Source organism: Clostridium sp. 19966, from assembly GCF_032335695.1.
Taxonomy (GTDB): Bacteria; Bacillota; Clostridia; order Clostridiales; family Clostridiaceae; genus JACTOJ01.
In genome coordinates this window covers 87,656-98,954 of sequence record NZ_JACTOJ010000017.1, presented here as the reverse complement: position 1 = coordinate 98,954, position 11,299 = coordinate 87,656, and the positions used below count along the sequence as shown (strand labels likewise).

Below are 11,299 nucleotides of genomic sequence, written 5' to 3'. Positions count from 1 at the left end.
CCTATATCTAATCAGCGGGTTATTTGATTCGGCCGTATAAAATATTGTAAGCTGTTCTAATCAATTTTTATTTTTCGATATAATTCATAACATGCTTAATTATTATGTTAATGCTACCATCTGTATTTTCTTCTATAGAAAACTTAGATTTGTCGCTATAGGACTCTTCAGGTATCTTTATTTCAAATCCCTTATCTAAAACAAGCTTTCTATTTTTTAATTTTTTATCTGTATAATCTTTATCTACCGATATCTTTTCCACATCTAACCCTTGGCTTTTTATAAAATTTTCAAAAGATCCTTTTTCAGTCATGTCAGTAAATAAATTTGATGATAAATCTTCAATAACTACTTCATTCTCTTCTAAAACATGCTTTTTAAGGCTTGTACGCATATTCTGAGCCTTTACTGCATCATCAGTAACATTAGCTCTTATCCATAATTCAGTAGCTGCTAAAATCCCTTTAGTTAAATCTCTTTCATTTTTTACTTCCTCAGCTCCTATAAAGCTTTTTCTAAAATAATCTGACCCATAATCTTCTCTATCCTGATTTGGCCGCTTATCTAAAATCATTAGATCAAATCCCGATTTTTCTTTTATTGGTTTTATGAATGCTGCCTTCTCTATCTTTCCGAAACTAGCTAATCCATCATCTTTAGATATTTTTATGGCCATTTTGCTATTAACAAATTCAATTTTATGTTTATAGTTTTTAACATAATCTAACTTAATAATTCCAAGCATTGGCCCATATTCAGTAGAAAATGCTACAGTCATAAAATCACATGATGTAATTCCAGAATTGCTCTTCATTATATAAAATAAATTTTTGGAAAGTTCTTGCGAAACCTCTATCAAATTATTTTCAGCATTCAAATACTTCTGGGATAACTCTTTAACTATGCTTCTCCCTTCTTGAAATACAGCGTATTTTAATCTTTCATCATTTAAGCTCTTTTTTATCAGATTAAGTATAAATTTATATACATCCTCATTTAAATCTATAAAAAACTCATTTAAAACAGGCTCATCTCCATTGACATCAAGAACATTAATTGTAGCTTCCATAATACTAATTTCAGTTATTTTTTCCACGATAATTTCATCCTCCTCAGCATTGTAAATACAGATTTACGTTTCTCATACCACTTACCATCGATAGAATTTCCGCATAGGTAAGTGTCATATGAAACGATCTCTATTTCATTGAAAATAATGCCTTTTTTTATCTGTCTATAACAAAAATATTCATCATCATTTTTATGTAATTCAACCTCACTTTTTACTACTCTGTATAGATTGTCTAAATAGTCTTTAGCTATTTTTAAATTTTTAGCTGTAAAAATTATTATTAATCTTTCCATCTTGAGATCACTATTTTTCTCTTTCAAGTTCCTACCTCCTAAACTCGCTTATACATTGTTTCCCTAGCTTTGGATCAAATATCTTACCTTGTTTATATCCATCTTCAAATGCTTTATCATCATTTCTATCATCAATATCCCATTCAAAATTTGTTAACTCTAAGTTATTATAAAATTCTTGAACTTTTACTGGCGTAACTAAAGCTAACTCCCATTGATTGCTTTTTTCCCTATCTGTTAAAGCATACTTAAGTCCAGTTATAAAGCCTAAAATAAAACTCTCCTTAGTCCTTTTTATATTATCCTTTAGCCTTATCTTCCTTTTACTCATATGAATTTTGCAATTATATGCTATAGAGTCCTTAATATACTCAAATGTTTTTCCACATACTTCTACATCAATTTCTTCACCTATGAATACAATACTTTTTCCCCCATAGTGATCATTTAAATACATTTTGCATCTGAAGTTTTTTGCTAACAAATTTGCTAGGCTACTATGCCACCATCTGCATCTGTTACCATAATGGATCTTCTTTATCTCCTGTACATCTTCTTTTACATTTAGGTCCTTTAATGTTAAATTGTATTTTATTAACATCTCTTGAACCTTCAATAATGCCACTCTAGTTTCTTCTTCAGAAGGATTGTTTTTACTCTTGCTATATACCTTTAAAATTTTATTAATTACTTCTATCTTATCCATGCTTTAATACCACATTTCTTTATTTATTTTTCCTTTATGATCTACACCTGGCTAATAAGAATCGGCGGTTTATAATTTTAAAATTAATAATCTTCCTATATTAGCTTGCATCATCCAGATCATAATCCTTTAATGTACCTATTTTTATCATGTTGTATATTTCCCTTATTTTTATATGATTAATTCCCCAGGTGATTTTTAATATTTCTTTTTAAAGTGTAATACTGAAGGCACCATGTTTTATCTAGTAAAGTATTGTTTTTAGTTTTGTCATATAACTGTTTACGTTTCTCAAAGATTTCATTTATATGTAAGTCTATTTTAGGAAGAAGCTCTTTTAATTTTTCTTTGTCTAAATTCTTTATTGATAAAACATTGGCTTTCAAATTCTCTATTACTTCCTTGTCCTCGTTGCTTATAGTAATGGTTTCTTTATATTTTTGCATAACACTAGCTCCTTATGTTTACTATTTGATGCTATTTTTATCTTCTATCTGCTTATATTTTAATAAATTATTAAGCTTAAATTTTGCCATTTTTGTTTCAATTTTTAATAATCATTAAAATTAGTCTTATCATTAAACATTCTGTTGAATTGCTTTTCAAACTCTTCCGCTATATTCTTATTCTTAATTACAACTAATACTTCATCATTTATCTTTGAAGCCGCATCTGTATAATTATAAGAGCCTGTTGTAACTAATTGATTATCTACTATCGTAACTTTTAAATGCATCAATCCAGCATGTCGATTAATCTCAACTGGCACTTTTTCTTTTTTTAGAATACTTAATTGACTTTTTTCAGACTTACTGCTTGATTCTTGATTGTCAGTAATAACTCTAACTTTAACTCCTCTTTTACTAGCTTCCGCAATTGCGTTAACTATTTCCTTTTTAGTTAAACTATATATAGCTATATCCAGACTGCTTTTAGATGAATCAATTAGACTTATTAGTTGCTGATCTGGATGCTGATCCGCTTGAGTAAAATAAGTCCCGACCTCATTTTCATTTAAGTTCTTTATTGAATTCTGATTAAGTTTATCGCAGCCTGATAACGGTAATACAATTGATACTCCTATCAAAACTGAATATATTATTTTTTTCATTTTTTATAAACCTCTTTTCATTTAATCCTTTAATACTATTATATTCCTGCAAACATAAAAATGCAACATAATAAGTGTTATGTTGCATTTTTGTTAATATATCCCTATAAATTTTATCTGAAAAGCATATTGTAAGATTCATTGTGTTAGCAGCATAATAACTCTTAGTTTTTATATAATATTAATATAAAAATTAGATATATAATTATGAGACTAATTAAACTTATTATTTTCCAAGACAAATAGCCTGATTAGGGTGTACATCCCTATCAAGCATAATGCTTCAAACTAGCTGAATCTGAATTATTACTTGTGTAGTCGACTTTACACAATATTTGTCAATGTCATTAAAATATATTGGCCAATATATCTAAACATCATTTTTATTATTGACATATTTTCAAAAAATATACATTATAAATTAAGTTAAGTTTTTTATGATATCATTTTTCACGTAACTTTTTATTTAAAAATATCATTTTTCAGTACTCATTATTTTGATTAGATCTCTGACATAACATCTAATATAAAATACCTATTCTATGTCTACAAATCGGCGGGCTATATGTTTATTATTACATTCAGCTACTCCTGTATAATAAACTGATTTTTGTGCCAAATATCTCCCCTTATATTTTGAAAATATACGTTTTTATCTCCCCATTTCTTAATACCATTATCCCAAAAATTGCAATAAGCAATTATTTGCTTACCAGCTGATCCTATTATTTGCTTATCTAATTTATGATCTTTTATGATTATTTGGATTGATGGTAAGTAGAAATCACTTTCCATTTTCTTAGACTTTGGAGATTCAAGTTGTACTGAATAAAACTCAAATTTATCTGTAGGTGGAGTAATCTTTTTAATAATGCCATCTACGCACGTAGGATGCTTTATTTTATTCTTACTTATGTATTCATACATATCTGAAACTCTATCTATTTCATAATAAAAATTATTCCACGTTATTTTATATTCTTTCCCGCCTAAAGTTTTGAATGTTAATTTTACTTTGGGACTAATATCCTCATTCTCTTCTAATAAACTTCTTAATTCAATAATTTTATTCATTGTTGATAAATATGAATCTAACCTCGGATTCTTTTTGGTATATTTTTTTTCCTTTCCTGTACCGCCATGTTCTTCATCAGTTTCTTCCTCAGTCTTCGTATGCTTGCCTATCTCCCTTAACGACTCCGATATTAAATGCATTCTAAACGAAAATTTCCCATCATCAATCTGCTCCAAAATATTATCATCAGATTCTCTAGCAGCTATTTTTAGTTGTCCTACCAAATTATATTTACAAGTAATAGCATGATCGGCTTTTTTATTAGCTAATCTAAAATATGGATTTATATATATTTCTTTTTCATGCATTTGTTTTTTATACTTTCCTACATATGTTAGTGCTGCTCCACAATATTTACAAGTAAGTCCATTCATAGCTTTATTCGCATCTTCTATTTTTATTTCCGATTTTAAGTACATAGCTTCTTTTATTTTTCTTCCCATAACAATTTACTCCCCTCACATTCAGATATAAAACTTTGTTATGTCTACAACTTTAGTAATCTTTAATACTTTTATTATTTTTTCAGATGGTTTCTTGTATCTAATAAATAATTTCAATTCATCTTCATTTTTTATTAGTTTTTTATATATGAAATCTTCTTTACTAATTTCTTCACTATATATAACTATAATATCAAATCCAACTTCTTCTTTTCTATTTTTTCTCATCTCTTCAGATTCATTAAGCAAACTTTTTCCCATGAGAGACAATTTATATTGTATATCTTGAACACCTCTTTTTCCTAAATTTTTAAATTTTTTCAGCTGATATACTGTATATTCTTCTAGCTCAGATACAAACCTTATTCCATTTTTTATTAAAGAATTATAAGTAATCAAAGGTAAATCTAAATACATTATATCTATCCCAGATCTTATATTCATTTCCCACCTAAGTTGATCTTTACTTATTTGATTTTTATCGTTTATACTATATCCCCAATCAATTATATAAGTAGCTTCTAAGTCCAAGGGCACTAAAAAACTCAATATATTATCATCATCCTTTAAATCTATTACCTCCCACCGAATTTTTGTTTTATTATATCTATCAAGCCTTTCAAATGAATTTAATATACTATTCCACCTATAACATGTATAGTCGTCTTGGCTCTTTAAGCGAATATAAAATAGTAATCCGTTATAGCGTTTTAGTAAAGCTAGTACTTCCTTTTTACTGTAATCAGTGTACCATTTCCCAAGTTCTATACTCTCTAAAAATAACATAAGCCTTTTCCTTTCAAAATAAACGTATAGATTACTCTTCAAAGTCCATTTTGTAATCTAAATCTTTTTTATTTGATTTTTATTTGACACAATAAAGATATTATCTTTCTTCGTTTATATAATTTTATAATAAAAAGGAATTACTATCAACAATCGACAATAATTCCTCTATATTTCTAAATATTTATTTTTATGTGTTTTTGCTAATTAATGTTACAAATTCTTATAAAGAGACTCTTTTATATTTTCACCTATTATTTTTATACATCCGTATTCAATTGAATTATAGCAATCACTTTCTGTGCATTCATCCGGATATATATTATTACCACTACTGCAGCTAATCTGAAAACTACACTTATAGCAATTAGGAAAATCATTTTCTATGCACGGACATCCTATACATTTATATAATTCCTCTGGAAGAATCTTTTTCAGCTTCTCTATCTCTTTTACTAATTCTTGGTCCTCAGTTGGAAGAGAATCCATGCATTGCCCATCCTTATACATATTCTTTATAACATTTATCTTTTCGTATTCTTGTGCATCTATATACCTTAAAAGATCCTCCTGGAACTTAAATTCTAAGCAGCCATCTATAACTTCTTCTTTTTGATTATATCTAATTTTAGCATCTTTTATATCATTATTGATAGCTTCAATTTTTCCTATCATAATCTTACTCCCTTAATTCGGGCACCATACTTTTTTGCATTTTGGTAGACAATTAAAATCTTAAGTAGGTTTTCTTTGTCTATATTTATAATTACAGACTTACTTGGCTCTATGCCTATAGATTTCAAATAAGAAAAAAAATCTTTATTTATATTTGTTATTTCTATACTTTTATACTTGCCATACTCTTTTATAAACTCTTCTTTTCTCATTTTTATAAGGCTTCTGTACTCTTCTGCTTTATTCATATACTTATAAATCACCTCTTGGTATTTCTAACTCTTCACCAGGATATATCTCATCATTTATATTATTTAAGTATTTTATCTCATTTATCATATTGGTTAGTTTTTCATTTCCTTTATATTTCTGTGCTATTTCTGATAGAGTATCCCCTTTTTTTACAGTATAAATCTTTGACTGTTTTATTGAGTATACTTTTTTACTAGTAGTATTCTTTGAAAATGTGGTATAAGAAACTACTATGAATAGCAATACTAAAACAATTTTAATTTTTCTCTTCATATAGATTCCTCCATTATAAAATTTATGTTATAATAGAGCTTGGATGGTGGAACATCCAAGCAATAAAAATTTAACTATGCTAAGAGTCTAAATATAAAAGGGCTCTTATTTTTTTCTAATAATTTTTTCATTGGTGTATAAAACTTACTAAATGTTTTCATTGATAATGTATTTCCATGATATACTATAGCTTGTATTCCTAGAAGACTAAGTTGTACATAGCACATATGTACAGCCCTAATATCTGTATCTACAGCTGTCACACTAAGCAATCTTTGATAATTAAGTCCTTTGTTTTTCATTGCTTCAGCAAATGAAATTATCATTGCTCCGGCTCCAGCTGCAGGTTCATTAAGTGAAATAAAACCATTTTTAATTATTTCCTCTTTTTTATCCTCTAAAGTAATTTCTGCACATAATCTACATACACTCATTGGTGTGAAAAATTGTCCTTGCAATTCATTCCCCAAGCCTAGTTCCATAAATAGATTTCCTAAGACATCAGTCATACTTTCTTCTAAGCCTAAAGTTAATTCAAGAAACATTTTAGGAAAAAGGACTATCTCTTGTTTTTTATAGCTTTTAGCTATATTTAAATACCTTTCTTCACGTTCTTCATTCCACTCAACTGCATTACTTATGCTTAAGGCAGATAACTCAACAAAATCAGAAAATACGTTAAACAGATCATGTGTATATATAGATTTCATATAATCTATAATTTTTCTATTGTGTTCATTCATTTGAGTGTCACATTATCCTTTCTTAATCTCAGCAAGGCAGTTCTTGCAAATTCTTTTTTGATGAAACTCTGTAATGTTTTCACTTTCTCCGCAAAATATGCATGATGGCTCATATTTTCTTAATATTATATCGTCACCATCTACATATATCTCTAGTGGATCCTGCTCGTTAATGCCCTTAACTTTTCTAAGTTCTCTAGGTATTACTATTCTCCCTAATTCGTCTACTTTTCTAACTATTCCTATTGCTTTCATTCTGAAAACCTCCTTTAAATTTGTTTACATAAATATATTATCATATTTTTTACTTTTAGTCAACTAAAAATTACTTTTAGGTATTTGTAAATTACTTTTAGCGTTTTTTATTGTTCCTATTGGGATTTTAATGTATAATGATTTTATATAAAACAGGAGGTATTCTTTATGAAATATAAAATTAAAAGTCATCTTAGAGTTGTAATGCATAACAACGATTTAAAATCACTAAAATCCGTTGAAGATATTACAGGATTGTCTAAACCTACTATAGTTAAAATAGATAACGGCGATGTCTTATCCATGTCATTAGGTAAGCTTTTGACAGTATGTGATAAGCTTAATTGCACTTTTCCTGAACTTATAGAATTAATTGATATAAAAGCTGAAGAGAATAATTAAAAAAGGAAGCATTAGATTTATAAAGTCTAATGCTTCCTTTTTTATTATGAGCTCTTTGCTTCAGCTCAATAACACTTAATCGGCGGTTTGTACTTTTCACTACTCTTCAGGTATTAAATCTTCAATTGCAGCTTCTCTTTCAGAACCATCTTCATCATTTGGATACATACTTTGTATTATTTCTTCTCTTTCTTTTTCTGTTAATTTTTCTTCACACACTGTAGTCCCTCCTTTTTATTATATCTCTTAGAATTTACATCTGAAAATATTATCAAAATCTTTTTTATGAGTTACCATCCTGGAGGATTTTCTCTTTCACTTTCACAATTCATTACTAAACACCTGCCTTTTTTAATAGTCCTATTAACATTCCAATACATCATTTATTCAACAGAACTATTTTATTCCCTGCTAAATTTAAAATTACCTACCATAAATATATTTTCTGCTTAGGGCTCTATTGACTTTAAATATTAATAATTTTTGAGATTCTGCATTATGTTCCCAATATCCTGATTCAATTTTGCATACTGCATTATCCTTTGATTCTATAAGTACTCCTATGTTATATTGGCCCACTTTTTTTAATATTTCTTCCTCATATCTAGAAAATAAGCTTTCAGTAAATATAAAATACATCTTATTGCAGTACGCCATATACTTGTGAAATTTATCATCAGTTCTAAAGTCATCTATGCTTGATTTTGCTTCTATAACTACTAGGGTCTGTGACTGATCATATCCAACTACATCAAATCTATAATTATCCTGAGTAACTTCAGTTATAGCAACATTATCATTATTATATAAATACCTCATTCCGGCGTTCTGTAGTTTTCTATGGGCTAAAATTTCATGTTCTGATAAATGATTAGATACTTCGGCGGATTCTATATAAGTCTGCACTTTAGTTCCCTTCAGCTCATTAAGTTCTTTATTAACTTCCCTCTTTTTCTTCTTTAACCCTTTAATCTGGTTCTTACTTTCTTTAATAGTATCAAGAATAGACGCATCTAACCCAATAGCGTTTTTATAAACTGGATCCTCTGGATAATAATCAGCATATAATCCTGTTGCCTTATCTGGATCATAGTACATATTATTATTGTTTTTTAATCTTTTTTCAGTTTGCCGCTTTATCTCTTCAACATCTAAAACCTCCCAAGTATAGGTGCTGCTATTATATTTAATAGTCCCTTTTTTCTTAAGCGTCTGCTGCCATCCAATATCTAGTCTTTTATAAAGGACCACTTTACCATTGGCAACACCCAAATGATCCATAAGAAACTCTTTTTCTTTTTCATTTTCAACATCTTTAAGAAAATACATGAACTCGTCTATTTTTCGTTTGTTTTCTTCAATCTCAATAATATTTTGCTCAATTCCTTTTTCGATTCTCTCAAGGTTTTCTATAGCATTTCTAGCTCTTAGCTTTGCCCACTCTACTCTTTCACGTTTTGCTTTAAGAGCTTCTGGTAGAAGTCTTAAATCATCTCTTTTAATTCCAGGTTCAATGCTCTCAAGAATCTCCTTTATTCCATCAATATCGTTCTTTTTAAACAATGGATTTAATACTAAAGCCTTATATCCTAAACTTATAAATTTCCCCTGCAGCTTAGGATCAATATCAGCAATAAGTTTTTGCATATTGGATATTTGAGATATTTTCTTTGCCTTATCTAGTGTTATATTAAATTTTTTAACAAGATCTTTTATACTTAAATCTGATTTTATTGCTTCTAAAAATAAATAATCCATAGTTTACTCCTAGCATTAATTTGACCTGAACATTTTACCTTTATTATACCTTATTAGTGCACCGTGCACCAATATGCAAGTAATATTTTTTATTTTGCGCCCTTTTTATTTCTATCTATAAAATAACCATATGCAAATATAAGCATTATAACTACAAGCCTAAATCCTATTCCAATAATTCCGCCCTCAGGTCCATACATTCCACCCATTAATGTGATATTACTTGAAATAACACTTTGAGAAATCACTCCTGGGAAATTAAACCCACTTACAGGGAATCCAAATATAGGCCCCTGAAAATAGTTCCAAGAAAAATGTATTGCAATTGAAAAATATAAACTTTTACTTTCCAAATAAGCAATTGCATACATAGCACCACCTAAGCTATTACTAATAACTGTAATAGCATTTGCATGTGGATTATCAGCATGAGCTAAGCCAAAAAGAATTGCACTAATAAAAACAGCAATACTCTTATTCTTCGTAATACTTATTAAACCTTTCAGAACCAACCCTCTAAACACTACTTCCTCAATCATAGCCATTACTAAAATATTTATAAGTACTTCAGCGCTTAATCTTCTTATACTAATATCATTAATACTAACAAATGATAATTTGCTCTCTACAATAAATATTCCTAGCATAACTATAAACCCAATTATAATACCAAAAATAATATCTACAAATGAGTTTTTATGCCACTCAAGCCCTATCTCATATATAAAGCTATGCTCTGATTTTCCAGATACCACTCTAATTATTTGAAAAAATATTACTAATAAAGTTACTACTGTTCCAATTTCCATAAATATCATACTTATCTCCTTATATCTAGTGCTAGTAGATTTTCAACTCTTACTTTTATTTATTATTAAGAGCCACGCCATACATTGCAGTATAGCTCGGCTCTTAATAATTACGCAGCGTTTTTCATTTAGAATAAATCTAGGTTATGTGAAAGATACAATATAGTTCCGTTTACCAATTCATTATTTTCAAATTCTTTTTTTAACATTTCTTGAAGTTTAATAAGTCTGTTTATTCCGCTATTTAGCTGATCAATTACTCCAATCATTTCATTAATACTGTTTTTAAGATTCTGATATTTTTCATTAATACTACTGAGCTTTTTGCTTGGATATCTCTGACCCTTATTAACTAAATTAACTTGTCCAGTAATGTCCGAATACTTAAGAGCAATAAATTCCGCATCTATTCGTGTTAAATCTTTTAAATAAAGTCCCTCGGTTTTAGATGTTAGTTTAAATATTTCTGCATTTATTTCATTTATTAATTTGTTTATATTCAGAATTATAGCGTTTGTACTTCCTAACATTTCTCTATATCTCGTCCCAACAGATCCTTCAATATTGAGTAATTCTCTTCCTAGTTCACTATATAGCTTTATACTCCTTGATAGTTCTTTTAATTCCTCCATGTATTATTATCTCC

General features: G+C 28.3%; 16 protein-coding genes. 1 reads left to right on the top strand and 15 read right to left on the bottom strand.

The window, feature by feature from the left end; translation table 11 throughout:
- Positions 1-67 precede the first annotated feature (67 nt).
- The 12 genes from IAI10_RS16700 to IAI10_RS16645 all read right to left on the bottom strand — a co-directional run bounded on the left by IAI10_RS16700 (position 68) and on the right by IAI10_RS16645 (position 7,684).
- Positions 68-1,096 carry a nucleoid-associated protein gene (locus IAI10_RS16700; protein ID WP_315674439.1) on the bottom strand — a complete coding sequence of 343 codons (1,029 nt, stop codon included), beginning with the start codon at positions 1,094-1,096 and terminating at the stop codon, positions 68-70.
- The gene (locus IAI10_RS16695; RefSeq protein WP_315674438.1) at positions 1,084-1,392 is read right to left on the bottom strand and encodes a hypothetical protein; all 309 of its coding nucleotides are present in this window, start codon (positions 1,390-1,392) and stop codon (positions 1,084-1,086) included. The genes IAI10_RS16700 and IAI10_RS16695 overlap by 13 nt, the downstream gene beginning before the upstream one ends.
- A gap of 4 nt (positions 1,393-1,396) precedes the next feature.
- On the bottom strand, positions 1,397-2,071 hold the full coding sequence (locus IAI10_RS16690; RefSeq protein ID WP_315674437.1) for a DUF2786 domain-containing protein: 675 nt from the start codon (positions 2,069-2,071) through the stop codon (positions 1,397-1,399).
- A 179-nt stretch (positions 2,072-2,250) separates the two neighbouring features.
- Positions 2,251-2,517, bottom strand: coding sequence for a hypothetical protein (locus IAI10_RS16685; protein ID WP_315674436.1), 267 nt, complete (start codon positions 2,515-2,517; stop codon positions 2,251-2,253).
- A 104-nt stretch (positions 2,518-2,621) separates the two neighbouring features.
- Positions 2,622-3,182, bottom strand: coding sequence for a phospholipase D-like domain-containing protein (locus IAI10_RS16680; protein ID WP_315674435.1), 561 nt, complete (start codon positions 3,180-3,182; stop codon positions 2,622-2,624).
- Positions 3,183-3,767: 585 nt separating this feature from the next.
- A complete protein-coding gene (locus IAI10_RS16675) occupies positions 3,768-4,700 on the bottom strand; it encodes a hypothetical protein (RefSeq protein WP_315674434.1) in 933 nt (310 codons plus the stop codon).
- 21 nt (positions 4,701-4,721) lie between these two features.
- The gene (locus tag IAI10_RS16670) at positions 4,722-5,486 is read right to left on the bottom strand and encodes a DNA-directed RNA polymerase subunit alpha C-terminal domain-containing protein (protein ID WP_315674433.1); all 765 of its coding nucleotides are present in this window, start codon (positions 5,484-5,486) and stop codon (positions 4,722-4,724) included.
- 213 nt (positions 5,487-5,699) lie between these two features.
- A complete protein-coding gene (locus IAI10_RS16665) occupies positions 5,700-6,161 on the bottom strand; it encodes a hypothetical protein (protein WP_315674432.1) in 462 nt (153 codons plus the stop codon).
- Positions 6,158-6,409 (bottom strand): hypothetical protein, encoded by a 252-nt coding sequence (locus IAI10_RS16660; RefSeq protein ID WP_315674431.1) that lies wholly within the window; start codon positions 6,407-6,409, stop codon positions 6,158-6,160. Before IAI10_RS16660 ends, IAI10_RS16665 begins: the two co-directional genes overlap by 4 nt.
- A 4-nt stretch (positions 6,410-6,413) precedes the next feature.
- Positions 6,414-6,686 (bottom strand): LysM peptidoglycan-binding domain-containing protein, encoded by a 273-nt coding sequence (locus IAI10_RS16655; protein WP_315674430.1) that lies wholly within the window; start codon positions 6,684-6,686, stop codon positions 6,414-6,416.
- 74 nt (positions 6,687-6,760) lie between these two features.
- The gene (locus IAI10_RS16650; RefSeq protein WP_315674429.1) at positions 6,761-7,429 is read right to left on the bottom strand and encodes an N-6 DNA methylase; all 669 of its coding nucleotides are present in this window, start codon (positions 7,427-7,429) and stop codon (positions 6,761-6,763) included.
- Between the two features lie 12 nt (positions 7,430-7,441).
- Complete coding sequence (locus IAI10_RS16645) at positions 7,442-7,684, bottom strand: AbrB/MazE/SpoVT family DNA-binding domain-containing protein (RefSeq protein ID WP_315674428.1); 243 nt, start codon at positions 7,682-7,684, stop codon at positions 7,442-7,444.
- Between the two features lie 168 nt (positions 7,685-7,852).
- On the opposite strand from IAI10_RS16645, the gene IAI10_RS16640 reads away from it, so the two are divergent.
- Positions 7,853-8,086 (top strand): helix-turn-helix transcriptional regulator, encoded by a 234-nt coding sequence (locus tag IAI10_RS16640; protein ID WP_315674427.1) that lies wholly within the window; start codon positions 7,853-7,855, stop codon positions 8,084-8,086.
- A gap of 423 nt (positions 8,087-8,509) precedes the next feature.
- Here IAI10_RS16640 and IAI10_RS16635 read toward each other — a convergent pair whose 3' ends face one another.
- From IAI10_RS16635 to IAI10_RS16625, 3 genes are all read right to left on the bottom strand, one after another.
- On the bottom strand, positions 8,510-9,844 hold the full coding sequence (locus IAI10_RS16635) for an MmcB family DNA repair protein (RefSeq protein WP_315674426.1): 1,335 nt from the start codon (positions 9,842-9,844) through the stop codon (positions 8,510-8,512).
- An 89-nt stretch (positions 9,845-9,933) separates the two neighbouring features.
- Positions 9,934-10,662 carry a CPBP family intramembrane glutamic endopeptidase gene (locus tag IAI10_RS16630; protein ID WP_315674425.1) on the bottom strand — a complete coding sequence of 243 codons (729 nt, stop codon included), beginning with the start codon at positions 10,660-10,662 and terminating at the stop codon, positions 9,934-9,936.
- A 119-nt stretch (positions 10,663-10,781) separates the two neighbouring features.
- Positions 10,782-11,285, bottom strand: coding sequence for a hypothetical protein (locus IAI10_RS16625; RefSeq protein ID WP_315674424.1), 504 nt, complete (start codon positions 11,283-11,285; stop codon positions 10,782-10,784).
- Between the last annotated feature and the right edge of the window lie 14 nt (positions 11,286-11,299).

Coding starts and splice junctions, on each gene's coding strand:
- IAI10_RS16685 (WP_315674436.1), bottom strand. CDS start 2,517: ATGCAAAAATATAAAGAAACCATTACTATAAGCAACGAGGACAAGGAA.
- IAI10_RS16635 (WP_315674426.1), bottom strand. CDS start 9,844: ATGGATTATTTATTTTTAGAAGCAATAAAATCAGATTTAAGTATAAAA.
- IAI10_RS16675 (WP_315674434.1), bottom strand. CDS start 4,700: ATGGGAAGAAAAATAAAAGAAGCTATGTACTTAAAATCGGAAATAAAA.
- IAI10_RS16680 (WP_315674435.1), bottom strand. CDS start 3,182: ATGAAAAAAATAATATATTCAGTTTTGATAGGAGTATCAATTGTATTA.
- IAI10_RS16645 (WP_315674428.1), bottom strand. CDS start 7,684: ATGAAAGCAATAGGAATAGTTAGAAAAGTAGACGAATTAGGGAGAATA.
- IAI10_RS16655 (WP_315674430.1), bottom strand. CDS start 6,686: ATGAAGAGAAAAATTAAAATTGTTTTAGTATTGCTATTCATAGTAGTT.
- IAI10_RS16670 (WP_315674433.1), bottom strand. CDS start 5,486: ATGTTATTTTTAGAGAGTATAGAACTTGGGAAATGGTACACTGATTAC.
- IAI10_RS16650 (WP_315674429.1), bottom strand. CDS start 7,429: ATGAATGAACACAATAGAAAAATTATAGATTATATGAAATCTATATAT.
- IAI10_RS16625 (WP_315674424.1), bottom strand. CDS start 11,285: ATGGAGGAATTAAAAGAACTATCAAGGAGTATAAAGCTATATAGTGAA.
- IAI10_RS16640 (WP_315674427.1), top strand. CDS start 7,853: ATGAAATATAAAATTAAAAGTCATCTTAGAGTTGTAATGCATAACAAC.
- IAI10_RS16665 (WP_315674432.1), bottom strand. CDS start 6,161: ATGATAGGAAAAATTGAAGCTATCAATAATGATATAAAAGATGCTAAA.
- IAI10_RS16660 (WP_315674431.1), bottom strand. CDS start 6,409: ATGAATAAAGCAGAAGAGTACAGAAGCCTTATAAAAATGAGAAAAGAA.
- IAI10_RS16690 (WP_315674437.1), bottom strand. CDS start 2,071: ATGGATAAGATAGAAGTAATTAATAAAATTTTAAAGGTATATAGCAAG.
- IAI10_RS16630 (WP_315674425.1), bottom strand. CDS start 10,662: ATGATATTTATGGAAATTGGAACAGTAGTAACTTTATTAGTAATATTT.